Source organism: Wolbachia endosymbiont (group B) of Ablattaria laevigata, from assembly GCF_964277395.1.
Lineage (GTDB): Bacteria > Pseudomonadota > Alphaproteobacteria > Rickettsiales > Anaplasmataceae > Wolbachia.
On record NZ_OZ195519.1, the window covers coordinates 469,579 to 494,759 of the forward strand.

25 protein-coding genes, 1 tRNA gene and 2 pseudogenes are annotated in these 25,181 nt (G+C 32.6%); 8 read left to right on the forward strand and 20 right to left on the reverse strand.

Annotated elements, in window-relative coordinates; translation table 11 throughout:
* Positions 1–10: 10 nt before the first annotated feature.
* Complete coding sequence (locus ACICP1_RS02290; protein ID WP_395461017.1) at positions 11–1,768, reverse strand: Rne/Rng family ribonuclease; 1,758 nt, start codon at positions 1,766–1,768, stop codon at positions 11–13.
* 148 nt (positions 1,769–1,916) lie between these two features.
* On the opposite strand from ACICP1_RS02290, the gene rpmG reads away from it, so the two are divergent.
* Together rpmG and ACICP1_RS02300 are read left to right on the forward strand one after the other, a co-directional pair.
* Entirely contained in the window at positions 1,917–2,117 is a 201-nt protein-coding gene (gene rpmG / locus ACICP1_RS02295; RefSeq protein ID WP_012481745.1) for a 50S ribosomal protein L33, read from the forward strand.
* 957 nt (positions 2,118–3,074) lie between these two features.
* Positions 3,075–3,203: a hypothetical protein gene (locus ACICP1_RS02300; protein ID WP_264374830.1), complete on the forward strand. Its 129-nt coding sequence runs from the start codon at positions 3,075–3,077 to the stop codon at positions 3,201–3,203.
* A gap of 535 nt (positions 3,204–3,738) precedes the next feature.
* Here ACICP1_RS02300 and ACICP1_RS02305 read toward each other — a convergent pair.
* Complete coding sequence (locus tag ACICP1_RS02305) at positions 3,739–4,614, reverse strand: zinc ABC transporter substrate-binding protein (protein ID WP_264374829.1); 876 nt, start codon at positions 4,612–4,614, stop codon at positions 3,739–3,741.
* On the opposite strand from ACICP1_RS02305, the gene ACICP1_RS02310 reads away from it, so the two are divergent.
* Positions 4,606–5,337 carry a metal ABC transporter ATP-binding protein gene (locus ACICP1_RS02310; RefSeq protein ID WP_395461018.1) on the forward strand — a complete coding sequence of 244 codons (732 nt, stop codon included), beginning with the start codon at positions 4,606–4,608 and terminating at the stop codon, positions 5,335–5,337. The two genes, ACICP1_RS02305 and ACICP1_RS02310, sit on opposite strands and share 9 nt — an antisense overlap.
* Positions 5,334–6,755: a 2-polyprenylphenol 6-hydroxylase gene (gene ubiB / locus ACICP1_RS02315; RefSeq protein WP_264377922.1), complete on the forward strand. Its 1,422-nt coding sequence runs from the start codon at positions 5,334–5,336 to the stop codon at positions 6,753–6,755. The genes ACICP1_RS02310 and ubiB overlap by 4 nt, the downstream gene beginning before the upstream one ends.
* Before the next feature lie 142 nt (positions 6,756–6,897).
* Here ubiB and ACICP1_RS02320 read toward each other — a convergent pair whose 3' ends face one another.
* From ACICP1_RS02320 to ACICP1_RS02340, 5 genes and pseudogenes are all read right to left on the reverse strand, one after another.
* On the reverse strand, positions 6,898–8,652 hold the full coding sequence (locus tag ACICP1_RS02320; protein ID WP_395461019.1) for an ankyrin repeat domain-containing protein: 1,755 nt from the start codon (positions 8,650–8,652) through the stop codon (positions 6,898–6,900).
* A gap of 91 nt (positions 8,653–8,743) precedes the next feature.
* Entirely contained in the window at positions 8,744–9,691 is a 948-nt protein-coding gene (gene trxB / locus ACICP1_RS02325) for a thioredoxin-disulfide reductase (RefSeq protein ID WP_395461020.1), read from the reverse strand.
* Entirely contained in the window at positions 9,678–10,277 is a 600-nt protein-coding gene (locus ACICP1_RS02330; RefSeq protein WP_010401485.1) for a peroxiredoxin, read from the reverse strand. Before ACICP1_RS02330 ends, trxB begins: the two co-directional genes overlap by 14 nt.
* Positions 10,278–10,423: 146 nt before the next feature.
* Positions 10,424–11,045 (reverse strand): annotated as a pseudogene (locus ACICP1_RS02335) (IS6 family transposase).
* A gap of 45 nt (positions 11,046–11,090) precedes the next feature.
* Positions 11,091–11,474 carry a hypothetical protein gene (locus ACICP1_RS02340; RefSeq protein WP_395461021.1) on the reverse strand — a complete coding sequence of 128 codons (384 nt, stop codon included), beginning with the start codon at positions 11,472–11,474 and terminating at the stop codon, positions 11,091–11,093.
* Positions 11,475–11,635: 161 nt separating this feature from the next.
* Between ACICP1_RS02340 and ubiH the strand changes: the two genes are divergently transcribed.
* Positions 11,636–12,793: a 2-octaprenyl-6-methoxyphenyl hydroxylase gene (gene ubiH / locus ACICP1_RS02345; RefSeq protein WP_264686442.1), complete on the forward strand. Its 1,158-nt coding sequence runs from the start codon at positions 11,636–11,638 to the stop codon at positions 12,791–12,793.
* Between the two features lie 211 nt (positions 12,794–13,004).
* Here ubiH and ACICP1_RS02350 read toward each other — a convergent pair whose 3' ends face one another.
* From ACICP1_RS02350 to ACICP1_RS02365, 4 genes are all read right to left on the reverse strand, one after another.
* Entirely contained in the window at positions 13,005–13,583 is a 579-nt protein-coding gene (locus tag ACICP1_RS02350) for a transposase (protein WP_395461022.1), read from the reverse strand.
* Entirely contained in the window at positions 13,570–14,058 is a 489-nt protein-coding gene (locus ACICP1_RS02355) for a transposase (protein ID WP_395461023.1), read from the reverse strand. The genes ACICP1_RS02350 and ACICP1_RS02355 overlap by 14 nt, the downstream gene beginning before the upstream one ends.
* 58 nt (positions 14,059–14,116) lie before the next feature.
* A complete protein-coding gene (locus ACICP1_RS02360) occupies positions 14,117–15,055 on the reverse strand; it encodes a gamma-glutamyl-gamma-aminobutyrate hydrolase family protein (protein ID WP_264375532.1) in 939 nt (312 codons plus the stop codon).
* Positions 15,056–15,115: 60 nt separating this feature from the next.
* Positions 15,116–15,188: transfer RNA gene (locus tag ACICP1_RS02365), tRNA-Phe, on the reverse strand.
* A gap of 74 nt (positions 15,189–15,262) precedes the next feature.
* On the opposite strand from ACICP1_RS02365, the gene coaD reads away from it, so the two are divergent.
* A complete protein-coding gene (gene coaD, locus ACICP1_RS02370) occupies positions 15,263–15,769 on the forward strand; it encodes a pantetheine-phosphate adenylyltransferase (protein ID WP_007302835.1) in 507 nt (168 codons plus the stop codon).
* Between the two features lie 71 nt (positions 15,770–15,840).
* Positions 15,841–16,050, forward strand: a complete 210-nt coding sequence (locus tag ACICP1_RS02375) for a zinc-finger domain-containing protein (protein ID WP_007302836.1) — start codon at positions 15,841–15,843, stop codon at positions 16,048–16,050.
* A 15-nt stretch (positions 16,051–16,065) separates the two neighbouring features.
* On the opposite strand, the gene ACICP1_RS02380 is transcribed toward ACICP1_RS02375, so the two are convergent.
* The 3 genes from ACICP1_RS02380 to ACICP1_RS02390 form a co-directional block, all read right to left on the reverse strand.
* Positions 16,066–16,692: a phosphatidate cytidylyltransferase gene (locus ACICP1_RS02380; RefSeq protein ID WP_265041539.1), complete on the reverse strand. Its 627-nt coding sequence runs from the start codon at positions 16,690–16,692 to the stop codon at positions 16,066–16,068.
* Complete coding sequence (gene uppS, locus ACICP1_RS02385) at positions 16,682–17,377, reverse strand: polyprenyl diphosphate synthase (RefSeq protein WP_211908364.1); 696 nt, start codon at positions 17,375–17,377, stop codon at positions 16,682–16,684. The genes ACICP1_RS02380 and uppS overlap by 11 nt, the downstream gene beginning before the upstream one ends.
* Before the next feature lie 268 nt (positions 17,378–17,645).
* Entirely contained in the window at positions 17,646–19,943 is a 2,298-nt protein-coding gene (locus tag ACICP1_RS02390; protein ID WP_395461024.1) for a hypothetical protein, read from the reverse strand.
* A gap of 150 nt (positions 19,944–20,093) precedes the next feature.
* On the opposite strand from ACICP1_RS02390, the gene odhB reads away from it, so the two are divergent.
* Positions 20,094–21,266, forward strand: a complete 1,173-nt coding sequence (gene odhB, locus ACICP1_RS02395) for a 2-oxoglutarate dehydrogenase complex dihydrolipoyllysine-residue succinyltransferase (RefSeq protein ID WP_395461025.1) — start codon at positions 20,094–20,096, stop codon at positions 21,264–21,266.
* A 310-nt stretch (positions 21,267–21,576) separates the two neighbouring features.
* Here the strand turns inward: odhB and ACICP1_RS02400 are convergent, their stop codons facing one another.
* The 6 genes and pseudogenes from ACICP1_RS02400 to ACICP1_RS02425 form a co-directional block, all read right to left on the reverse strand.
* Complete coding sequence (locus tag ACICP1_RS02400) at positions 21,577–21,765, reverse strand: transposase (RefSeq protein WP_139686480.1); 189 nt, start codon at positions 21,763–21,765, stop codon at positions 21,577–21,579.
* The gene (locus ACICP1_RS02405; RefSeq protein WP_064085657.1) at positions 21,752–21,988 is read right to left on the reverse strand and encodes a hypothetical protein; all 237 of its coding nucleotides are present in this window, start codon (positions 21,986–21,988) and stop codon (positions 21,752–21,754) included. The genes ACICP1_RS02400 and ACICP1_RS02405 overlap by 14 nt, the downstream gene beginning before the upstream one ends.
* A 141-nt stretch (positions 21,989–22,129) precedes the next feature.
* Positions 22,130–22,339, reverse strand: a complete 210-nt coding sequence (locus ACICP1_RS02410) for a hypothetical protein (protein WP_246038568.1) — start codon at positions 22,337–22,339, stop codon at positions 22,130–22,132.
* A gap of 2 nt (positions 22,340–22,341) precedes the next feature.
* Positions 22,342–23,070 carry an ankyrin repeat domain-containing protein gene (locus ACICP1_RS02415; RefSeq protein WP_395461026.1) on the reverse strand — a complete coding sequence of 243 codons (729 nt, stop codon included), beginning with the start codon at positions 23,068–23,070 and terminating at the stop codon, positions 22,342–22,344.
* A gap of 455 nt (positions 23,071–23,525) precedes the next feature.
* Positions 23,526–23,960: a group II intron maturase-specific domain-containing protein gene (locus ACICP1_RS02420; protein ID WP_395461303.1), complete on the reverse strand. Its 435-nt coding sequence runs from the start codon at positions 23,958–23,960 to the stop codon at positions 23,526–23,528.
* Between the two features lie 102 nt (positions 23,961–24,062).
* Positions 24,063–24,996, reverse strand: a pseudogene (locus tag ACICP1_RS02425) (reverse transcriptase domain-containing protein); the annotation flags it as partial.
* Positions 24,997–25,181 lie beyond the last annotated feature (185 nt).

A 25,181-nucleotide genomic window follows, 5' to 3' on the forward strand; every position in this document is an offset into this window, starting at 1 on the left:
CAAGTCCCGTTTAGTTGTTAGAGCCCAAAAGGCGCGAAAGCCATTTAGTTAACCAAAAGTTGTCCGGTAGTTTATCTGAACTACCAGCTTCTTTATCCCTGCTATTCACAATTTGACATCCAGAATTCTGCAATGGCTTATAATCATTAAAATTAATATGGTCTCCTTGCTTTAAAATAAATGTATCTGCATCTAAACTATTATCAATACTAACATTTAATGTAATATTGAACTCTTTTTCGATTGTAGAAACCATATCACGCTTATTATTAAAAATGTGCGCTATAACTGCACTGCGTGCTATTAAATCAAAGGACTTATTTTGATTTTTATTAGCAATATGTTGCAAATCCCTTAGTATCGATGCAACAACCACTTCGTTTGATTTCACTCTTCCAATACCTTTACAGCGTAAGCACTCTGTAGTATTAATTTCCTGTATATTTGGTTTAATTCTTTGTCTTGAAAAGACCATTAAACCAAAGTCATTGATAAAGCTAAATTGAACTTTAGCTTTATCATCTTTAAACGCCTGCTTGATAGCAAATTCAACATTTTTGCAATACTCAAGTTTCAACATGTCAATAAAATCAACAACTATTAACCCTGATAAGCCCCTGAGATTCGCTTGCCTTGATATTTCAGATAATGCCTCCATATTAGTTCTATAAGCTGTTTCTTCTATGTTATCTTCTCCTGTCATTTTCCCTGAATTTACGTCTATTGAAACAAATGCCTCAGTTAAGGTTATCACCAAAGACCCACCAGATGGTAATTCTACTCTATTGCTATATAATTCAGAAATTTGATCTTCGACTCGATAGTAAGTAAAGATTGGAACAGAGCCTCTATATAACCTAGGACGTAATTTTCCTTGTAACACATTTTTAGTGTATTTTCTTACCGCTTCACAAACTTCTCTATCAGATACTATAATTTCTGTATCATTACTACAAAAGTCACGTACAGATCTCATAACTACATCTGCTTCGTTGTAAATTAATGATGGAACATTTAAAGAAGAGAAGTTTTGCTGGATATTTTGCCATAATAAGGTCAAATTATCGTAATCTTGCTCAATTTCTTTCTTACTTTTTCCTGCACCAACAGTTCTTACTATTAAACCTGACCCTTTTGGTAAATTTATTGAATTTAATATATCCTTTAACTGTTTTCTAACGTTGGTATCTTCAATTCTGCGAGATACTCCACCCCTACTTATGGAATTGGGCATGAAAACACAGTATCTACCGACCAAAGTTACGTATGTTGTAAATGAAGCTCCTTTATTTCCTCGTTCTTCTTTAGTTAATTGAACCAATAACTTTTGATTTACTGAAATCACATCTTGTAACTTATATTTTCTATGTAAAGGTACCTCCCTCACAAAACCACTGCTGGATTCATTACTAGCTGTAGAATCTAGGCCTTCTTCTGTGCAATTATCATTTGAACAGTCCACACCGCTCGAATAGCCTTCGTCAGGGAAAATTTCCTTCTCTTTTTCTGGAATATTAAAGTAATTTAGAGATATCTCAGAAAAAGACAAAAAACCTTGCTTATTTTTTCCATACTCAATGAACACGGCCTGCAAAGCAGGCTCTATACGCTTTACATAAGCAACGTATATATTACCTCTTAATTGTCTTTTTTCCTTGAATTCTTGTTCAAACTCTACAACCCTACCATTAACTAGTAGGGCAACCCTTACCTCGTTAGAACAGGTAGTACTTTCTATCAATAATAACCTTTTGCCATCACTCGCCACTTATTTACCGTCTGCTTTTCATTCTGAAATCTTCTTATACTACTTAATATATTATTGATTGTCAAGAATTTTGCGACCTGCATTATTGGGTTGACTTTCAGTGTTTTGCGTTCTAAACTTGCATAGAATTTATTATATCACTACAATTATGGCGAAAAAAAATGCTTCTTTGCTTGTCAAGCTAGTTAGCACCGCAACTAAAACAACAAAAACTGGAGAAGAGAAACTAACAGGCTATTTTTGTGTAAAAAAACGTAATCCTAAGAACCTTCCCAAGAAGCTCGAGTTTAGGAAGTATGACCCAGTGGTCAGAAGACACGTATTATTTAAAGAAGAAAAATTAAAGTAAGTATATTATCATGCAAAGCTTACAGCTAAAAGGAGTGTAGCTTATTGCTCACTAGTTATACTGTTTTGCATTAGAGAAAGTCTATTTGAGGTTTTCAAAGATTACGGTAACTTGTATAAGTTACGGGGAATTGAGCCACCTGAATAAGGGCTGAAAATGGTAGCGTTTTTGTCCTGATCTGGCCTTTTTATTGTTTAAATGGGAAAAAGTCATTAGAAAGCTTGGCAAGTGTAGAAGTTTTAGTATAAATTTACTGTTTTTAATGTACACTAAAGGCACTAGATAGGCTACTTCTTTTTATTTTAAAAAATTACCCACAGTATTATGTATAAATGCACATAATTATAGTTCTTATAGTATGTTCTTACTAAAGAAGTCGAAAGTGCTCCTATAAAAATTAAAGGTCAGTTATCAACAACTTAGTTCTTCAATTTATTAAATAAGACTTGATCTGACACTTTAAATGATCCAGATAGTCTATATACCATCACACTCTGGGACCATACACTTAGAGGTTGTTCACAAACTTTTGAATTCTTTTGTTAAACTTTTACAGAAAAAAATTGCTTGCGCATATTTTAAATCTGACTATAATCATATTCAAAGATATTTTAAGAGCTCAAAATCTATCTTTATCTGCAGACTTTTTTCATTAAACAATCAAACTCATTAAAAAATGTGGCGTATCTTCTTCAGCGTACGTGGATGCACACACATACTTAATCTCTGTCGTATGTGCGCCGCACTTTTTTTCTAATCTTTTTTACACAGGAGGATTTTATGTCCAGAATGCCAGATACTTGATCTTTACTTTAGCTAAAAACCATAGGCGCCTATGGTTTTTATAAAGAAAGTTTAGAAAATAACCAAAAACCACTTGCCATAAAAAGTAACTATATTAGTATGATATTCACATTTATATGTTAATATAGATATAATCAGATTAAGGAGTATATTATGGTAAAATTTACACAAGATTCTGCTTCATTGACAGTGCATGGTGTTGATTTACTTAATTTGTGCCACAGACAGTGTGAAAATAAATACGAGGGTAATGATTTATTGACAAAAATTAATAGATCTTAGTGTAAGGCTGACTGTAATAGAAAATTAAAAGCTCCTGAACACCATTCACCAGAAAAAGTAACCTTAGTGAACAGTTAACAGATATTGCAAGTAATCTCCGTTTTGAGAGCATAAAATTATCGCTTATATCAGATGAAATAGACAATTACAATTCAATGTCTTTTTAATTAGAGTAAAAGAAGATATTGGTTATCTTCTTTTTTTTTATACGATTATTTCTATAATTAACTACTTGAAATTAAGTTCGTTCAGGCAAGATAATTATGAGTAAAAATAGCAGATGCAAGTAGCTGGCACACAGCTGTACGAGCATTCATTTTTGAGGGCATAGCAAATGGTGTCATTCAAGTAGCTGACATTGGCTTGCCCTAATCTCATCAAGAACGTTGTGCTTTAACATAATATTTTTATGCTTACCAACTTAACTGAATCCCAGACTGGGATGATATACTTCTGGTAGATAATGTCGGTATAGTTGTGATTGGAATAGAAAGCACTAAGTTTGCAATGCTATCTGAATAGATAAAAGAACTCATTACTCAGTGAAACAAGACTTGAAATTTTGTGCAATGCTGCTGATTATATCTAGATATGCATCCTTTCCAGGCTCTACATCTGATCCAATAGGATCAAGAATCACCATTTTTACGTCACTAGAAAAGACATTAGGCTTTATGCTATCCTCTCGTGAATGAGAAACAATACATTTAACGTTTTCCTCTTTCATTACCTTTTTTAATTTCATTAAACTCTTCATACCTATGTAAGAATCCTCTTCTATAGAAAGAATGGCGCTTGGGTAACTTAAATCAAAATATTTTTCGAAATATTGATAAGCATCGTGAGTAACTATGTATTTTTGATTTTTTAACTCATCCAATTCTTTCGTAATTTTTTCTACTTCTTGGTCTATCTTTCTTATAGCCTCCTCTGCGTTAGTATTGTATCGATAGGCATTTTCTTTATCTATATTAGATAATGTTGCACTGATAGAAAGTATCATACTTTTTGCATTTTCAGGACTCAGCCAAATATGCAAATCTTTTTCATCTTGAATGTGACTAGAAAACGAATGTGGTCGAGCAGGAAGTAGATCGATTGCACTTGATAGCGGTATTAACTTCTTATTTTCTTTAGCGAAAGTTTTAACAAATGTTTCCAAAGAATCATCGATATAAAATATAATATTACTAGATTCTAATTTACTTGCATCTGAAGGCCTGAGCATGTAGTTATGTTCAGACACTATTTCGTACATTAGTAATTCTGGCTTTGAAATCCCATCTGTAACAGAAGCTACAAGTGAGTGTATAGGTTTGATTGTAGCTACAATTTTTAAATTGGATGAAAAGGCACTATTGTAGTATAGTGTAAGTGAAAGTAATAGAAAAAAAATCAGTAAATGTCTCATATAAATATTGAGAAGAAGTCAATTTTCGCCAAAAAGTTAAGTAATGTCAATAACTGCATTCTAAAAATAGAAAACCTTACTCTTGCATATGGTAGTAAAAAAGTTCTTGATAATATCAATATATCAGTAGAAAGAGGAGATATAGTTACAATACTTGGTCCAAATGGCGGAGGTAAAACCTCTTTAGTGAAAGCAGTTGCTGGTATAAATAAAGGTTTTATTGGCAGTATTGTATTCGCTGACAATATAAAAATTAGCTATATGCCACAAAATTTTAGTATTGGTAATTTGATGCCAATAACAGTTGAGTCTTTCCTTTTCAATAGCTCCTCGAAGAAATTGAAGAAAAATCAACCCATTGTTACAGAAGCAATAGAATTGGTTGGTATCGGTAACATCCTAAAAAATCAAGTATTAGAAATCTCTGCAGGACAAACACAATTACTGCTGCTTGCACGCTGTTTAATTTCAGAATCTGATTTGATCATTTTAGATGAGCCAGTCAGTGCAATGGATATTAACGCACGAGCTAAATTTTATGATATTATAAATAAAATCGCAAAAGAACGATCAGTGTCGATTCTCATGACTTCTCATGACCTTAACTCTGCTCTACCATCCTCAGATTACATAATTTGCATAAATAATACTATCTATTATCAAGGTAAACCTGATGAAATTATGGAGATAAATGAAATATTTGGCAGTTACGCAGCGAAATGATTCAAAATATTCTACGTCTTCTGCAAATAACTACAGTGCTAACACGCTACAATGTGTTACCTTATTTACTTCCACCATCAAAAAAATCAATAAATAAAATACAAGGTCATAAACTAAAGCGTGCTCTTGAAAGATTAGGTCCGGTGTTCATTAAATTTGGGCAATCCATTTCATCACGCACTGATATTTTAAATGAGGACATAACAAATAACTTGCTATTGATATGTGATAGATTGCCATCATTTTCGTATAAAATAGCAGTTAAAACTATAGAAAGTGAGTTTAATTGTAAATTAAGCGATATTTTTTCAAGCTTTTCTGAAAAGCCAATTGCAGCAGCATCAATTTCTCAAGTGCATAGAGCAGTTACAATTGAGGGTAAGGAAGTTGCTGTAAAGGTTTTGAGGCCAAATATTGAGAAAACATTCTCAAGGGATATAAAAATGCTTTCTTGGCTTGCAGAAATTGCAGAAAAATTTAGTGAACAATCAAAAAGGCTGAAGCCAGTTGAATTAGTCAAAACTTTTGCTGAAATTTGCCGATTAGAGTTAGATCTACGCTTTGAGGCTGCCCACTCTTCGGAACTGAAGGAAAATACTAAACATGACAGAGGTTTCTACGTACCTGAAATAGATTGGAGTAGAACTTCAAAAAAGGTTTTAACATTAGAATGGATGGAAGCTATACCAATATACGAAGTTGAAAAGCTGAATAACCGCAAGCAAATAGCTATCAATCTTATAGAATCATTTTGTAATCAAGTGTATAGGGATTGTTTTTTTCATGCTGATATGCATCCAGGAAATCTAATGATCGATAGTAATAACAATATTATTGCCCTGGATTGTGGAATCATGGGTAGAATAGATCGTGAGACATGCTACTACGTTATAGAGATACTCAAGGGATTTTTAAATCGGGATTACGATCACGTTGCAAAAATGCACTTTAAAGCTGGTTATGTTCCATCACAGCATAGAAATTTTGTTACAGCTTGCAGAGCAATAGGTGAGCCCATTGTTGGACAGCCTATACAGAAGATTTCATTTGCTCGATTACTTACTCAGCTACTAAAAATAACTGGTGATTTTGATATGAAAGTTCAAACACAATTGTTATTGCTGCAGAAAACTATGATTTTATTAGAAGGAACATGTAGGAAAGTCTATCCAGAAATCAATATGTGGAAAGTAGTTGAAACATGGATAAACAGTCAACATGAAAGTAAAATAGGGTATAGGGAAAAAATTAAAAGCTCTTATCCCATCAAAACAATCCAAGGAATATTTAGCCTTATAGAAAAATTAAACCTAATAGCTGACAAAAAATTACAAGTGAAAAATAGATCAAATGGAAAAGCCTACTTTTTACTTTGGTCTGTAATTATAATTCTCATCGTTAAATTTTTAATTTCTTAAACTAAAAGATAATAAAAGCAAGTTTACAACAACTATTTAAGTCTTGAAACCACTCAGGTTCACATTCACTCGAATTATCAAGGTATTTTCAGGATGTATAAAACTTTCAGCAGAGTTTAGAGAAGAAGTAAAAACCTTAACTCTATCTTAAACTGATAACATTACCAAATTCAGTGCTTGTCACATCACTCAGTACTGTACTTGCTTTATATGAACAGTAGCACCCAATTGCAATGAAAACAAGTGCAGCTACAGCAAGTGAAATACATATTTCTAAATTCGATATTGTTAAACATGCACCAATAGCAAACGCTCCAGATAACACAAAAGAGGCAGAGGCATAGTTACTTTGCCTTCTATTATAAATGCTTGCTTCTGAAAGTTTTCTGTTTTTGTTCTTTGAGTCTTGATTTTGAGCTTGAAGTTCTAATCTCTCTTGCCTTAAATCCCTTTCTAACTGTGAAATTTTGTCAGTGTCTCTTGTTCTTTCATCTACGGTCCTATTCAACTCTTGCTCTTTTTCTCTAAGTCGAATTTTTGTTCTTTCAAGCTCATCTCTAAGGTTTTCAAGTTGACTTTTTTCTCTAGTAAGTCGAGCTACTTGATCAGTGAGAGTGTGAATTCTTTCCTGATTATCCTGCCTTACTTGTCTCAACTCCCTTTCTAACTGTGAAATTTTGTCAGTGTCTCTTGTTCTTTCATCTACGGTCCTATTCAACTCTTGCTCTTTTTCTGCAAGTTGAGCCTTTGTTCTTTCAAGTTCACCTTCCAGGTTTTCAAGTCGCTGCAATTCTTGAGCAATAAACTCATCGTTTATTTCCGGAGCAACATTATGTGCATTTGCTGAAGGCTGTTCCATACTTGCAGGAAATTTCTCATTGAGATAATTTTTAATAGATTCACTTGGATTATTAACATTCCTCAACACAGCGGTGACAATTGCACGATTTATGAAGCAATTATCTTCTACTAATTTTTTTACATAATCCAAATCTTTTCTATTAATAGCATCAGTTAATCGCTCTTTCATAGCTTTTTCAATGATTTGCTTCAATCTTGAATTTTGCTCTATAGCTGGTATTGGTTTTATTTGACTAAAATCTAGGTCTTTATGTTTTAAAAATTTAGTCAGTACTTCTTTTTTATTTTCCTCTGTTATTCCTTGTAAACATGATTTGATAATCAGGCTAAGTGGTGTTTCTATTTCTCCATTTGAATTTCTTTTCCAACAATTAGGGTTGAGTTCTTGATTTAATAGTCTTTTTGCTCGGTCAATATTTCTGTTAGAAAGAGCATCTAATAATTCTTTTCCTGTTTGTGCTTTTTGTATTTCTATTGTAAGATGTGAAAACTCCTTTTTTTGTATTCGCCCTATTTTTTCAATATATCCCTGAGGAGTATAAAAAAACCATTGTTTGTACTCTGCATGTTTTATAAGCTCTGCTCTGAAACCATTATATCGAGGCTCAAGATATTGATCCTGAAGAAGAAAAACTTTGTTTTTAATGTTTGTATTCATGTTAGGATGTCTAAGTAACATCCGTACAAAATTCCTATTTTCCATGAGAAAGGCTAGATGTAGAGCTGTATTGGATTTTTTAGTTTCTTGAGCATTAATATTTAAATTCTGGTGCTGTAAAAGCAAAGTCATCATTTTTAAGTTTGTAGGACTATCATCACCACCCATGATAATAGTCATTAATGGTGTATATCCCTCATCAAACGTATTAACATTCGCACCTTCTTCCAGAGCTCGCTCAAAATCTCCTAGATTTTCTTCATCAATAGCTTTAAATAATTTTGTTGTTGATTGTCCTGAAGTTGTTTGATTTTGAGTTCGTAATCCTACATCACTAACAACCCTTCTTCCAAAATCTACATTATTTTGCGAAAGCATACTAAATTCTCCTCAACCTATAATTTATTAACATAATTATAAAAAAAACAAAGAAAATTGCAAGTAATTTAGTTAAAAATTTTAGAACTAATTATGATTCCAAAAATTTTTCTGCATCAAGTGCAGCCATGCACCCTGTACCTGCTGCAACTACTGCCTGGCGATATACCTTATCTTGAACATCACCAGCGGCAAACACTCCTATCCTACTGGTTAGAGTTGTTCCAGGTTTCGTAATTATATAACCTTGCTGGTCCATTTCAACAAAGCCCTTAAAAATACCTGTATTTGGTGCATGCCCAATTGCAATGAACACTCCATCCACTTTTAATTCCTGAACTTTATTGGTTTTCGTCGATTTAATTGTAATGCCAGTAACTTTTTTAGGATTTTCTTCTCCAAGAATCTGCTCTACGGTATGATTCCATATTACCTTTATCTTATCATTTTTAAAGAGCCTGTCTTGCATTACTTTCTCTGCTCTTAACTTATCACGCCTGTGTATCAGTATAACTTCCTTAGCAAATCGAGTTAAAAATATTGCTTCTTCAACAGCAGTATTTCCACCACCAACCACAGCTACAACTTTATTTCTAAAAAATGCACCATCACAAGTTGCGCATGCCGAAACTCCGTAACCTTGAAATTTCTTTTCACTCTCCAGGCCAAGCCACTTCGCTTGCGCACCAGCTGCGATTATAATTGCATTCGAATAGTAGTCACTAGCATTACCACAAGATCTAAATCTATACTCATTAGAATCCTCAAGTTGTTCAACGCTTTTTATTTCGTCATTTATTACCCTTGCCCCCACCTTCTCTGCATGCAACCTCTTTTGTTCCATGAGTTCTGGACCTTGTATAGAAATAAAACCTGGATAGTTTTCAACATCCGTAGTAATTGTAAGCTGACCACCAGGTTGCATTCCTGTTACTACAATTGGCTCTAAATTTGCACGTGCTGCATATATAGCAGCAGCATAACCCGCTGCTCCAGATCCAATAATAAGAACTTTTGTACTCAATTTATAATTCTGCACTGTGTGAGTTTAGATAATCAGCCACTCCTTCATCGCTTGCCTGCATTGCTGGCTTACCTTTTTTCCACCCTGCTGGACATACTTCACCATGCTCTTCATTATGTTTTATTGCATCAATAATTCTAATAAACTCATCGATATTACGCCCTAAAGGAAAATCATTTATCGATTGATGACGTACAACAAACTTATCATCAATAACAAAAGTTGCTCTTAGTGCAATTGAGTCATCATATAAGACCCCATAGTCTCTTGATATAGACTTTTTGATATCAGACACTAAATTGTAGCTAACCTCTCCAATACCACCATCATTAACTGGAGTGTTTCGCCATTTATAGTGTGAAAATTTTGAATCTATACTTATTCCTATCACTTCAACATTACGTTTTGAAAAATCTTCTATTTTGTTGCTAAATGATATCAACTCAGTTGGACAGACAAAAGTAAAATCAAGTGGATAGAAAAAAAGGACAGCATACTTATCCTTTATATGTTTACTTAAACAGAAATCATCAACTATTTTTCCACTAGCAAGAACAGCCGAAGCAGTAAAATCGATAGCGGATTTTGTTACAAGATTCATAATTAACCTATTCATTCTTAATATTTATAATTTTATACCTTGATACATTTACATGCAAGTTTTCTTTAGCCCCAATCCTATAAAAACGGTTCTGTCGAATCTATAAACCATAGGAAAGAAGATCATTAAAGGTGGGATTATAGGAGTTATGAAGCCATTAACATAGCAAAATTCTCAAAAGTAGAAACATTATTTTAATAATTTGTCTTTTTTGAATCATACGAATATTTTCTATGCCTGTGATGGTAATCTTTGCGGAATGGAAGCTTTTAAACCCAAGCATTGGCTTTATTAGTTTTTTGATAAATCTATCAACAATATTATTTAGATATTTTATTTGAAGAACTGTAATCTTCAGAAATTTCTGCATTCAAATCATCAAGAGCAGCAGTATTACTGCCGCTTTTATCAATTACAATTTTCTCAGGAAGATAGTTACTCCTGAAGGCTTTACGAAAGAATGCAAGTGCTGCAGACTTGTCTCTACTAACACACAAGTCTACAGTATATAAATAAACCCATTTACCGTTTAATTTAATGTAAGTCTCTCCAACTACTACCAACCTGCTTCTTTCTTTTCCTTACTGCCTCATCTATCAGTGGTGATAACCCACCTTTGTAACGTAGCATTTTGCTCCCCTTATACTCATCATTTCTTCCAAATCTCGATAGCTCAAAGAGAATCGACATTTCATGTATACAGATAACATCCGCTGAAAAGCTAAATCCTTTGAAATATGGCAACAATTTTTGATTGATACGAAACATCTTTGCTTTTTTTTAGACAATTATATCATTCTTCTTTCTACTTCCCTACAAATGCGACAGAACCTTTTCATGATACTGTTTATAATCCTCAAGACTCTTTGATATTTTGCCTTTTAACTCTTCTTGCGAATCTTTGCTTTTTAACGTTTCTTGCAAATTTTTGTCTTTTAACAACTCGTTAGCGTGAGATTTTTCAATTTTTTGCTTCCATTCATCATACGTATATTTACCACGTTGTGTATCTTGACACTCGCCTCCTACATTAAATAGTTCTTCATTACAGATTGTATTACCCTGATAAAAGTAATCGCTTATATTGATTTTATTATTGCCAGTTATGATTTGTTCAATTGCTTTTTTGTTGTTTACAATTTCTTCTCTGTACCTAGAAGTGCAATTTGATAATTCTTCTTTGCAATCTGTAGTCATAAGCTGTTTCCTTTAATAAAATAAAACCTATTTTAGCATAAAATAATTAATACTTTATTACTAATCTGAGGTATACTAAGGTAGTGATAAGAAGTCCAGCATCTACGAAGTTTGTTTAAACTATTTTCAAAACGAATAAAATGTAATTTTAGGTAAATAAAATGAATTACGATGTAATCATTTCAGGTGGTGGGCTAATTGGTCTTATTACTGCTATTGGCCTGAGTAATGACTCTGTATCTGTAGCCGTAATTGAGAAAAATAGTTTACCACGTGCAGTTGATGATAATCGAGCATTTGCTATTTCTCAAGGGTCAAAAAAAATACTAGAAAAATTAGGAATTTGGCAGTTCTTAGAAGATGAAGCTGAACCAATACTTGATATATGCATATTAGATGGAGATAGCCCATTTACTGTTCATTATGACCATAAAATGGTTGGTGAAGAGCCAATGGGTTATGTAATCAAGAGCGCTATTATATGGAATGCAATTAATAATAATTTTTTGCATAAACTCAATATATATTCTCCACGTTTCTATAAAACAATCGCTTGTGACGAAGGATACGTGGAAGTTACTCTTGATAATGATCAAAAATTGATATCATCGCTATTTATCTGTGCTGAAGGTAAAAACTCTAAGCTGCCAGAGTTGTTTTCTATAACAATAATAAAATTTGATTATAAACAAAATAGCATGGTATTTAATGTAAAACATGAACTACATCACCAAAACTTAGCTGTAGAGCGGTTTTTTCCTGGTGGTCCATTTGCAATTTTGCCAATGAAAGGTGGCTATACTTCTTCAATAGTTTGGACAGAAAAATGCGAAATTTCAAAAATGCTGATGAGCTTATCTGAAGAGGAGTTTATCATAGAACTAAAAAAAAGATTTGGTTCTTATTTGGGAGAAATTGAATTAGAGGGTGAAAGAAAATCTTACCCTTTGAGTTTTACTTTTGCGAGAAAGCTTCATAAAAGCAGAATTTTGCTTATTGGCGATGCAGCACATTCAATCCATCCAGTTGCAGGTCAAGGACTTAACCTTGGAATGAGAGATGTAGAGAGTGTTATTAGACAAATAACTGCTGCAAAATCCTCTGGCATTGATGTTGGCAGTAATTATCTATTGAAGAAAATTTCACGTGATAGATACTTTGATAATTTTACTATGGCACTTGCAACTGATGGACTAAATAGAATATTTTCCAACAGAATACTTTGCGTTAAAGTTCTGAGCAATCTTGGTTTAATGGTAGTTGAAAATTCAGATTTTCTTAAAAAACGCTTCATTCGTCACGCTATGGGGTTTATATAAATCATTAGATTTCTTTCATCATAATCAGGTGTCATTAGAGTAGTTGACACTGGAGCCCAAATTCCATAATGTCATGCCAGTGCCCAGACACTGGCATCCAGAAAAATTTATAAGCAAACTTGAGCTTATGCTAAATTTGATGAAATGAAAAACTGAATTCCAGCGGGCTTTGTTGCATCACTCTTCGGATAATAGATAACGTGGAATAAATTCATGAAGCTATCTCAAATTTAGCCATGCCTATATCAGTAAATTTGTTAAGCAAATAACACTTGAGTAGCAGTTCTCTCTCACGATTAACCTCAGATTTGTTTCTAAAACTAAACCCAAATGTTTGCTTCAGTCGCGAGAAAAAACTTTCTATATAAGATCTCTTCCCATAATTTATCTCTTTTTTCCACCTCTTCATACCATCTTCATCATATGACTTTATGAGCTTGATTGTAGAATTTCTCTCATCCATATAATCCAACTTTGGATGCTCTACTGCATTATTTTGCGGAGGAATCCTTGTCTTTATGTCAAGCTCATCGCACAGTTTGTATAACTTCTTTCGATTATATGCCCTGTCTGCATATAGTGTGCTTATATTATATTTAACATCAATCCTTGCAATAAGATCACATGCTCCATAGTGGTCAGAATAAACTCCGCCACTGTATTTTGCTGCTATAACTTTTTTGCTACCTATCTCTAGCATTACATGCAGTTTTCTTGTTTGCTCATAGCGGCGATACTTTCTATCTGTACCATTTGCCTTGCTATGACCTGGAATATTATTGTAGATCAATACTATCTATGGCAATCTCAATATCTTCTGTATTATTTTTATCATGTCTTCGATCATTAATTTTGATGTTAAGTTTTTTAAGCCTTCTTGAGGCCTGGGAATAGCTAATAACTTGCAAGTTTTTCCTTACTTGCTCAAGGTACCCTGCTATAAATCCCGCTGTTTGTCTCAGACCTATTCTAAATAAATAAGTTATTATGTGAACCAGAATCACGACCTTATCGCTATAAATATAGTTGCCACCAGCCATTTTTGGACCTTTTTCGTACCAATTTTCTATGGCATCATTGACGTAATAAAAAATATTTCCCCTCTCTTGGAGAAATTTGTTATATTCATGGCAGTTACTGACTCTCATTTTTTGTGGCATATTTTTCTTTAGTAGTTTAAATGCTTGTCTTATAGTGAATTTTGTCAGTAACTGCCAGTTCTTTTTATTTGATCTATGCAACAAAGCCATTCCAGCGTCACGCACTGGAATGACAAGAAAAAGGGTACTGGCATGACATTAAATGATTTTCCTTATTTTAGCATTAAACGCGATGAAGAAAATCATTTATAATCGCTATAGCAACTAGTGTTGAAACCTGACGTACCTTTTGGCTTGACAAACGAGAGTTTTTATCTGATTTGACAACAAGGGCTTCTAGATGACTTTGAAAGTAAATATTACCATGCTTATCTTCGATAGCTTCTATTACCCCGTCATTGGCAAATGCTGCAATTTTATATCCAAGTAGCTCTAGCCTTCTTCTATTCTCTGTAGTATTACTTACTGTACCTGAATGAGCATTCGGAAAATAAGTTGAAAACCAGCCATTTTGATTAGGTAGTAAAAATCTAGCTACCACTTTTTCCAAACGACTACCTGGAACAATTTTTATCTGCTGAAGAGATATATTCTCTTTTTGTGGATAGGATGATGATTTTAAATGATTCTTCTCATCATTAACAACATTTGTTATTTCAATTTCTTTTGCATGCATAATGTCTTGTAAACCACCGCATATGGCAAGCAAATGAATTGTAGGATTGTCATCTACTGTTTTTACAATTGCTTCATTCACAAGCTGGCGGTAAGGGTTAAGAGCTGAATGAAAGTTATCTGAAATAAATATTCTGTTTATCTTTTGCTCTTTGATAAATTTTGCAACTTCAACTTTTATTCGATCTAGTATCAGCTTTTTTGCCAATATTTCATCTTGTTTTGCGAACTCTTCTTGGATTTCTTTTAGATTAATTATTTTGTCGTAGTCAATGAATATAGTTTTAACCCCAAAATTATTGAATATCTCATAGATATTTTGAGATTCATCTGTTTGCAATAAACCAACAATTATATTATAATTTACTGCATTTTCCACTGTCAAAGCAGATAATTCTTTGTTTACTTTTTCACTATAAGCGATATTACTTAATAGTAGAAATGTAATTAATAGTATATTAAATATTCTATTGTAACATTTATACATTATTTCCTAAATAATTATATTAATATTATAATATATTATAGAACATTAAGAAAAAGAATGTGGCCTGAGCAGGAATCGAACCAGCGACACAAGGATTTTCAGTCCTTTGCTCTACCAACTGAGCTATCAGGCCAACTACGTACTTTCATTTTTAGATAAAAAACGTTATCATGTCCATCAAAAGTTTTTGAAGTATAGAAACAAAGAATGAACATTAGTAACAAAATAGGAATTTATCCTGGTACATTTGACCCCATAACTTTTGGGCACCTTGACATAATAAAAAGAGCATGTAAGCTAGTCGATAAGTTGATAATTGGTGTTGCAGAGAATGTTAATAAACATACTAATTTTGACATAAGACTGCGCACAAGCATGGCTAAAAATGAAGTGAAAGGAGCAGGAATTGATGCAGATATTATATCCTTTAATGGGTTGCTAGTGAAGTTTGCCAAAGAGCAAAATGCTTCTGTTATTATTAGAGGACTGAGAGCAGTATCGGATTTTGATTACGAGTTTCAAATGAGTTGGGTAAATTATAAGCTCTTTCCTGAAATCGAAACTATATTTCTTCCTGCATCTGAGGATACTCAATTTATCTCATCAAGTTTTGTAAAGGAAATAGCGAGATTAGGAGGAGATGTTAGCAACTTTGTGTCAAAAAGTGTCCAAAGTGAATTGATTAATCTAAATAGGGTAGAAAATGGAGAATAAGTATTTGTTGTCTTTTTTATTTCCAAACGAGTATGTTAGATGTGTAAAATATTGTAAGCTAAAGGAGAGACATGTTAAAAGTGAGGGATAATAATGTAATAGTTTGCTGCCGTGGTGATGAGAATGATGATGGTTCTGGTCATCCAATAGTATACTTACACAAAGAAGGAGAAATGTATTGTCCTTATTGTAATAAGTCAATGGATGAAATAGTGAGTGCCGAAGAATTTCAATCTGTTGAGGTGAAAGTAATAAGCAAGAAGGAAAGAACCAAAGGTTAATAGTACTTCATTTTTTTAGCTTATGTAAATAGCAATGAGAGGGGCAGTAAAAATGAAACTATCCATACGGTCGAGTACTCCTCCATGGCCTGGTATAATACCTCCACTATCTTTAACATTGTAAACTCTTTTGATGAGTGACTCAGTGAAATCTCCAAGTTGGGCTAGAATAGCAACTATCAAACCAATTATTGGAGAATAAAAAATTGGAAATAAACTCAAAAATATTGAGCCAAAAATTGTACACACTATTCCAGCTAAGACTGCACCAAAAAGTCCTAACCAAGTTTTCCCAGGGCTAATGATTGGACAAATTCTAGTTTTACCAAAATTTTTGCCGAAAAAATAGGCAGCAATATCGATGCTCCAAATAGTTAAGATAAGCCATACTAATGCATATTTTCCCTGTGGTAGATTATATAGGCATATTAGCGAGGCATTTGGTAGTGCAATGAGTAGTAATGCAAAAATGTATAAGATTCTATTGCCCTGAGTTAGATTATACCATTCAAAAGAAGATAAAACTGCAATTGAAAAAATTAGTAGATAAAATGATAAATCACTGAAATATGTAGCAAAAGAAAATATCAGTAATATTACTATTGAAGACAGTGTTCTCACCATAAAATTATTATCTACCATATTTTTTCTCTCTCTTTGTATAATCTGCTAATGCTTTACTCAAATCTTGACAAGAAAAATCGGGCCACAAAGTATCACAAAAATACAATTCAGCATAAGCTGCTTGCCATAATAAAAAATTGCTTAACCTTTTTTCGCCACCAGTGCGAATTAATAAATCCAATTTTGGCAAATCTTTAGTATACAGAAATTTTTCAAATTCCTCTTCCAATACGCAATCAATATTTCCTTTTATGACGTTGTTGATAGCATGTATAATTTCCTGCTTTGCTCCATAACTAACTGCAACAGTGAGTAATAGACCATCGTTCTTATGTGTCACTTCTTCTGCTTTTTTGATTTGATCGAATATTTTACTGGGCAATAGACTTAAATTGCCAATAAAATTTAACTTAATGTTACAATTGTAAATGAATTTCATTTTATCTTCATTAGTTAAAGTGGAGTAAAATAAATTAAATAGGTAGTCTGTTTCGTTTTCAGATCTGAGCCAATTTTCCATGGAAAATGCATACAAAGTTAAGTAAGGTATGGCCAGGACTGTGCAATGCTTAGCAATATCAAATGCAACCTCACTGCCTTTTCTATAGCCATCAATTTTTACCCTTCCTTGATTGTTTGCCCACCTACCATTACCATCCATAATAATTGCTAGATGTTTTGGCAGAGATTCTAGATTTAACATTTGAATTCAACCTGTTATTCGGTTTTACCAATATTACCTATATTAAATTAGCTTAATTTCTATATTTCTGTATGAAACGTTCACTATATTCGCCTGAAACTATATTATTACTGAAAAATCATCGAAGGTCTATATTATAAAAATTTTCTCAATCAGCTGCTTAGTGATCTTACCAAGAAAAAGCGGAGAGAAAATATAGCAAAAACAGTCTAATATAGATGATTTTACGGTATAGTGAAATTATTATAAACAAATGAATTTAGTGGTGTTAGGAATACCTGGCTCTTTTATGTGGATTTATATTCTCAATAACCTGCTCTAAAGATAAATTATATAATTTTGACACAGGTTCTTCGCATTCAGTATATCTTTTAAATGTAAGGAGTGGTATAAGTGACTCTATATTTATGTCCAGCTCTTGGGAAACATATTTAATTATATCTTCGTAAATACGTTCCTTGTTGTTCAAGTAATCGATATTAATATCTGTAATTTTACCAGCTTTACGCAGGAGTATAGCAAGCCTCAAAGTCGACTTTACGCTAGGTTTAAAATTTTTAAATATATTGACAAATACCTTACCAGTAACATTATCTGTTATTGCTTTTAGCTCTTCATTATTGACAGAATTAATATGCTTAACAGCATTTTGATCTTTTAGTAGTGTTATAATCCTTTTGCCATGCAATTTGATACTATTAAGTAGAAGTCGAAATTTTTCAGTATTAATAGAATCGATAAAATTCTGACTTTTTAGTAAATCCATAATCATGGGTCGATAAAACTTACTACTATTAGATATAAGTTCAAGTTTTTCAAGATCAATAGAATTGACTCGAGCGAGTAAACTCTGATCTTTTAGTATTTCTACAATCTCTTCATCTGTACAAAAATTATTACTTATCATGATACTAACTTTATTCCCATCAAGAGAATTGATTTGATCAAACAAACTCTGATATTTCAGTAAATCCATAATATATCCTTTATCAAGATATTTAAATATCAAGTTAAATATTTCACTATTCATCGAATTGATGCGTTTAACAACTTCCTGATTTTTTAGTAATTCTATAATAATGGTATAATCAAATTTCCTAAATACGGATTTAGATTTTTCAGAATCAATCAAATTAGTAAGCTTAATAAATTCTCGATCTTTTAGTACTTTTATAATATATTCACTACTAAACCTATCACTTTTAACTATGTATTTAAGCAGTTCTTCACTAATAATATTGATGTTCTCAGCAATTCCCTTGTTTTTTAGTAATTCTATAATAATGGTATAATCAAATTTCCTAAATACGGATTTAGATTTTTTAGAATCAATCAAATTAGTAAGCTTAATAAATTCTCGATCTTTTAGTACTTTTATAATATATTCACTACTAAACCTATCACTTTTAACTATGTATTTAAGCAGTTCTTCACTAATAATATTGATGTTCTCAGCAATTCCCTTGTTTTTTAGTAGTTCTACAATAACACTGGTATCATTAAACTTATCACTATTAAGTATGATTTTAGATTTTCCAGGATCAATCAATTTGATAAGCTTAATAAATTCTAGATCTTCTAGTGCTTTTATAATATTTTCACTACTAAACTCATTATTCTTAACTATTTGTTCAAACAGTTCTTCACTAAGAAGGTTGATGTTCTTAGCAACTTTCTTATTTTTTAGTAATTCTACAATAATATTGATATCATCAAACTTACCACTATTAAGTATGATTTTAGATTTTTTAGGACCAATCGAATTAATGCGTTCAACAACTTCCTGATTTTCTAGTAATTTTATGATATCTTTAAGACTAAATTTATCATTCTCAATTATATATTTCAACGTTTCTTTATCAATAAGATCGATGTTCCTAGCAGCATTTTGATTTTCTAGTAATTCTATAATACTGGTACCGTCAAACTTATTACTACTAAGTATGAGTTCAAATCTTTCATCAGTAACTGAATTAATGCGTTCAAGAATTTCCTTATTGTCGTATAACTTTGTAAAATCTTTATCAGTAAACTTATTACTTTTAAGCATGTATATAAATATTACGTGATTAATATTATGAAACTGACCATCATCAACACGTTTTTCATTAGTTCCTTTATTTCCTAGTGCTTCTTTAGCAAAGTTATTCAGATCATTTTTTTCATCTTCCTCGTAATCAGAATTATCATAATATCCATAATCTTCTTCATTTTCCTCACTATCGCTACTCTCAAATTCATTATTGGTATTGCAAACCTCTCCACCTTTTAGTATTTCTAGAATATTGTGCTCCGAAGTTGCATGATTTATCATAGACCTCAACATTTCATCATCGTAATCGTTGATGTTATCAACAATTTCTTTATCTGATAGTAATTCTTCAATACCTTTGTAACTAAACTTATTATTATACTTGCATAAGATTTTAAGTTTACTGTAATTCATTGAATTGATGCCATCAATAACTCTTTGATTTGATAGTAATTCTCTGTTATAAGCCTTACATATCAGTTGAAGTTTTTCGTTATCTAAATCTTCTGCATTGCCTGCTTTATCAAAATCCATAATCTTATTTCAATTTACTTAGTATTTTGATTTTAAATATATAAAAAGAAATAATCAAGCATTATGATAAAAGGCCTAATGAATTTATTAGTTTATTTATGTTTCTTTTCATGTATAAATTTATAGGAAGTTTTATAAAGAAGTTGTTTTATGAGCAAAATTATAGAAGTCAGAGCACCAAAAACTCTTGGTGGTGAATCGGTTACGGAAGGTATAGTAAAAATAAAGAAAAATATCGGTGAAACAATAAAAGTAGATGACTTGATCTTTGAAATTGAAACTGATAAAACGGCGCTAGAACTAACTGCAGAAGCTTCAGGACAAATAACCGAATTTTTTGTGAAAGAAGATGATGTAATCAGCCCTGATCAATTACTGGCAAAACTTGCTGTAGGAGAAGTAAAAGAAGAAGTGAAAAAAGAAGATAAAGGCGAAAGCGCTGATAAAAAAGATGCCCCTTCAGCTCGTAAAATTATGGAAGAAAATGCAATTAGTGCAGAAAATGTAAAAGGAACTGGCATGGGAGGCAGAATAACTAAAGCGGATGTGATAGACCATATGAGTAAAGCTGAACAACCTCCGGTAAAACAATATGAATCGCCAAAAAGTGTAGTAAGTGGAGAGAGAAGAGAAGAGCGAGTGAAAATGAGCAAAATAAGGCAAGTAATATCTGCTCGTTTGAAAGCATCGCAAAATACTGCTGCAATACTGACCACGTTCAATGAAATTGACATGAAAAACGTCATGGATCTGAGGGCAAAGTATAAAGAAACTTTTGAAAAGAAATATGGAATAAAACTGGGTTTCATGTCGTTTTTTATAAAGGCAGCAGTGCAAGCACTAAAAGAAATTCGTGAGATTAACGCTGAGATTTCATGTGATGAAATTGTATATAAAAATTACTATGACATAGGTGTTGCTGTTGGCACTGACAAAGGTCTTGTTGTACCAGTTATTCGTGATGCTGATCAAATGTCATTTGCTGAAATTGAACTAACTTTAGTTGCTCTTGGCAAAAAAGCACGAGAAGGTAAGCTGCAAGTATCGGAAATGGAAGGTGCAACATTTACTATCTCAAACGGTGGTGTGTATGGTTCACTTCTTTCTACTCCGATAATAAACCCTCCGCAATCTGGAATACTTGGAATGCATACTATACAAAACAGGCCAGTTGCTGTGAGTAACTCAATTGAAATCAGACCTATGATGTACATTGCCCTCTCTTACGATCACAGAATAGTTGATGGCAAAGGAGCAGTTACTTTCCTTGTGAAAATCAAAAATTACATAGAAGATCCAAATAGATTGGTTTTGGAAATTTAAGCAGGTTAAAAGCGACAAGTAAGTTTTTCTGAAGTTTTCAAGATGGGTGGCTTTGTTGAATGGCAAGGAATGAGGAGGAGTAATGAAAGGAATTTACTAGGCAAATTTGAAAATAGGCATACCTATATCAGTAAAGTTATTAATCAAATAGCATTTTAAAAGCACCTCTTGAGAGCGATTTACCTCAGATTTATTCTTAAAACTAAATCCAAATGTTTTTTTGAGCCTCAGGAAAAAACTCTCGATACGTGAACGTATTTCATACCTTGTCTTCTTTTTCCAGTGGGTTAAATTGTAAATTTTCCTTATACTAATGTTGTTGTTTCTTTCTGATAGATAATCTATATTGCTGCAGATTTTTTCTTGGCTTTATGATGGGTTTCAAATTGTATTGATTGCACAACTTATATAAATTATCTGTATCATAAGCTCCATCTGCACGCAGAGACTTAATCTTATAGATATCACCCATTTCCTTTAGTATTTTAGATGCTATCATGTGAAAGAAAATTAGTATATCGAATTGCTATTGCCTTTTTGCTGTTTTCGTCCAAAGCAACATGTAGCTTTCTTATTTGATCTGTACCATTATACTTCCTTATCTTGGCGTTATCTTTGTTATGTTGAGTACTGTTACTATAAATATGGATTACAGTACTATCTATAGCAATTTCAATATTCTCTATGTCATTTTTATCTGTTCTGTGGTCACATAATTTCAAATTAAGTTTGACGAGAAGCTTGTGAATACTTGGAGATTCTTCACTATACTTTGTAAATATCCTTTTATAAATCCAACTGCTTGCCTTAAGCCTATTCTAAATAGATTAACAACTATATGTACTGCAATAACAACCTTATCGCTATAAATCTCCAGGAATTTTTTCTGAACTTTCGTACCAGTTTTCTATAGCTTCATCGATAAAATGAAAGACATTTCCTCTTTTTTCTAAAAATTGATTATACTCTTTATGACTACTGACTTTCATCTTCTGTGGCATATACTCTACAAAATGTTCATTTCTTAATAGAGTAACCACTTTCTTTAGATTTTCTCCCTTTTTTTCTCCCATCTCTACTCGCTATGCAACAAAGCCAGCTCTGCTCTATTATAACTACTACCAATGCTGAATATTGCTTCTTGAAGAACTTTAATTCCAATAAGAGAAAAGGCCTTTATTTTTATGTCTTCTGTTCCACTGTTTCCTATATCCATTATTTTATTAGCAAACTCAGCCCATTTACCTGGCTTTCCTATTTGATTTTCTAGTCTCTCATAGTACTCTGATAAAGAGCGTTCATAAATAAAAACAAAATCTTCAACAAACTTTCTGAGCTTTTCATGCACTTCCTTTTCTTGCGCAGAAAGTCTTTCTGCTTGATTAGAAGATTCTGTTAAATGTTCTTCTAAAGTTTCAATAATCTTTTCCTTATTGGATTGCTTAGCAATATCGAGTGGAGTTTTACCTTGATTATTTTTAATGTTTTGGTCTATACCAGACACATTCAAAAGAAGTTCGACAATGTCTTGATGTTCTTTGCTTACAGCAACATGTAGTGGTGTATTACCACCATCATTGAGATCTATATCATTAATATTTTCTACTTGAGTAAGTAATTCTTTAATTGCATTAGTCTTGTCTAGCTCAGGATTGCCCGTTTTGTGTTCACGTATCATAAGAAACAACTTGGCAATATTAGTATCATCAGGGTTATATTGACGTCTTATTCTATTTTTAAACTGAAAAGATTTTTCTTCCCTATCTGAACTAGTTGCTTGTGGGTTAGTCTTTATATCTTGCATAAAATCCCTCTCTATTTTACATAAAAACCTAAATTTTGTTATATGCTAATCAATACAATTGGCAATGCAAGTAGTTTTTATGTGTCTTTTAATATTTTATCTTCAGGCTATTTTATTTAAGTTTTTGACTAAAGAGTTATATATCTCTTTGGCCTAGCAATACATTCTACTAAAAATTTAGATAAAATAACCATTTCCAGAACTCAAAACCAGCTAGTGAGTTATCTAAGTGGAGAAAGTCACCTCTCCCCACTCGACTTCAAAACCGGACTTCCCATCATCCGGCTTCTCTCTAATTTGGTATACATACTTCCATGTAATTGATCGTGGCAGTGCTTATGAAGCAAGGATAGATTTTTCATGTTATTATTGCAATCTTGATGATGTACATGTGTTAAACCTAAACCAAAGATAACAATAATTACATTTACCTTGCTGTAACTTCAGTAATTTTATTACTCGTGATCTGGTAATTTACTTAAACGATTTCCCCAATATGGCCAATCTCCATCATACGGAGATCTATTTCCATTTACTTTGATATGTCGTTTAATAGCATGATCCCTATGTCTAATAAGATATAACTTGTTATTTACCATATATCTCCAATTGTCGTTACCATACTTTTTAAAGTATTTTCTTTTAACCCAACACCTTCTTTTGTCATGGTGTCTATAGACAGCCCATTTCCAAAGTTTGTTATGCATAGAGTAGTCTAATAAATTAAAGACTTTGCTTGAGACTACCGAGATGTAATATTGGCTCCAACCCCTTATTATTGGATTAAGTTCTTTTATTACAGTTTCTTGTGGCGCTGCTCGCAACTCTTTAAGCTTATGTTTTATAGATAACAAGTGTTGACTTATAGATTTACGACTTGGTTTAATCAATAACTTGTAACCTCTCTTATTTTGACGTGTTTGATAATGCCTTATTGAAAATCCAAGAAAATCAAATCCTGGCTTTTCCCCATTTAGGGATTTCAGTGTATGTGCAATTCTTGTCTTTGATGACTTTAATTCTAGTCCAACGGGTTTTAGCCATTTTTCAGTTAGAACCTTTGCCTTCATCACAAGTTCCTCGCTCTCGTGTAATACCACAAAATCATCAGCGTACGTAATTACACTAACTGAATTTTGCGCCTGCTTGCGAGACACCCTGCTATATTTCTTTTTCGCATATTGGAAAAGTTCTTCCTTAAGTTCTTCTTTGATATTCTGTTCTAGTCCATATAGTGCTACACATGCAAGTAATGGAGAAATTGCTCCACCTTGAATTGTGCCACGTTTGGTAGGACTGAACTTTCTATCTTCCATAATGCCTGCTTTCAACCATCCTTTTATAATTCTCTTTAAAGTTGGTGTGGTATTAAGTTTTTCAAGCAGTGCAGAATGTTTCAAAGCATCCGGAAATATCAGCATCTAGTATAAATGCTGTTTTCTGACCAAGTGCGATAAATATAGCTGCTATTGCATCATGACACGATCTACCAGATCTAAAACCGTAAGTGTTAGGCTCAAACTTTGCTTCCCATTCCGGTTCTAGTGCCATTTTAACAAGTGTTTGCTTTGCTCTATCTGCTATTGTAGGAATACCGAGCGGGCGATACTCCGATGGCCTATCAGATTTTGGGATCCATACCCGTCTTGATGGCTTTGCCTTCTCTCTTATATTTAAGGAATTTGCTAATAGCAATCTTTCCTTTTTATTAAGATTAGACTTTCCATCAATGCCTGAAGTCTTTTTCCCTTTGTTATCCTGAGTTACCCTTCTAACAGCGAGCATTCTTGCACTTGTTGACTTTAGTAATAACCTCTGAAGATTATGCATCTTCATATCATTACATTGTGAAGCTCGGTAAATTCGTTTTTGTAGCTTAAATGAAGATTTCTCAAGCTTGCGCCAAATTCCATTCATACTTAACATTTTGTTGGCTCATAACATATTCACTACTATTCACAACTTTACCTTCCAAATTACAGTGTTTACGTCTGCATATCCCAAATATTACTTTAGGCATTAGCTTCTTAAACAATCCCTCCACATAGAAGCATTTAGTGGGCCACCTTCTTAGTTATAGCTCTTTTCATAATAGTCCAAACGAGGTAAAA

Excerpts from the sequence above, each read along its gene's own strand:
- ACICP1_RS02410 (WP_246038568.1), bottom strand. The coding sequence starts at position 22,339 with ATGGGAGAAAAAAAGGGAGAAAATCTAAAGAAAGTGGTTACTCTATTA.
- ACICP1_RS02375 (WP_007302836.1), top strand. The coding sequence starts at position 15,841 with ATGTTAAAAGTGAGGGATAATAATGTAATAGTTTGCTGCCGTGGTGAT.
- ACICP1_RS02330 (WP_010401485.1), bottom strand. The coding sequence starts at position 10,277 with ATGAATCTTGTAACAAAATCCGCTATCGATTTTACTGCTTCGGCTGTT.
- ubiH (WP_264686442.1), top strand. The coding sequence starts at position 11,636 with ATGAATTACGATGTAATCATTTCAGGTGGTGGGCTAATTGGTCTTATT.
- uppS (WP_211908364.1), bottom strand. The coding sequence starts at position 17,377 with ATGTTAAATCTAGAATCTCTGCCAAAACATCTAGCAATTATTATGGAT.
- ACICP1_RS02390 (WP_395461024.1), bottom strand. The coding sequence starts at position 19,943 with ATGGATTTTGATAAAGCAGGCAATGCAGAAGATTTAGATAACGAAAAA.
- ACICP1_RS02360 (WP_264375532.1), bottom strand. The coding sequence starts at position 15,055 with ATGTATAAATGTTACAATAGAATATTTAATATACTATTAATTACATTT.
- ACICP1_RS02400 (WP_139686480.1), bottom strand. The coding sequence starts at position 21,765 with ATGATAGCATCTAAAATACTAAAGGAAATGGGTGATATCTATAAGATT.
- ACICP1_RS02300 (WP_264374830.1), top strand. The coding sequence starts at position 3,075 with ATGGTAAAATTTACACAAGATTCTGCTTCATTGACAGTGCATGGTGTT.
- odhB (WP_395461025.1), top strand. The coding sequence starts at position 20,094 with ATGAGCAAAATTATAGAAGTCAGAGCACCAAAAACTCTTGGTGGTGAA.
- ACICP1_RS02380 (WP_265041539.1), bottom strand. The coding sequence starts at position 16,692 with ATGGTAGATAATAATTTTATGGTGAGAACACTGTCTTCAATAGTAATA.
- ACICP1_RS02320 (WP_395461019.1), bottom strand. The coding sequence starts at position 8,652 with ATGCTTTCGCAAAATAATGTAGATTTTGGAAGAAGGGTTGTTAGTGAT.
- ACICP1_RS02310 (WP_395461018.1), top strand. The coding sequence starts at position 4,606 with ATGTCTCATATAAATATTGAGAAGAAGTCAATTTTCGCCAAAAAGTTA.
- rpmG (WP_012481745.1), top strand. The coding sequence starts at position 1,917 with ATGGCGAAAAAAAATGCTTCTTTGCTTGTCAAGCTAGTTAGCACCGCA.
- ACICP1_RS02340 (WP_395461021.1), bottom strand. The coding sequence starts at position 11,474 with ATGACTACAGATTGCAAAGAAGAATTATCAAATTGCACTTCTAGGTAC.
- ubiB (WP_264377922.1), top strand. The coding sequence starts at position 5,334 with ATGATTCAAAATATTCTACGTCTTCTGCAAATAACTACAGTGCTAACA.
- coaD (WP_007302835.1), top strand. The coding sequence starts at position 15,263 with ATGAACATTAGTAACAAAATAGGAATTTATCCTGGTACATTTGACCCC.
- ACICP1_RS02415 (WP_395461026.1), bottom strand. The coding sequence starts at position 23,070 with ATGCAAGATATAAAGACTAACCCACAAGCAACTAGTTCAGATAGGGAA.
- ACICP1_RS02305 (WP_264374829.1), bottom strand. The coding sequence starts at position 4,614 with ATGAGACATTTACTGATTTTTTTTCTATTACTTTCACTTACACTATAC.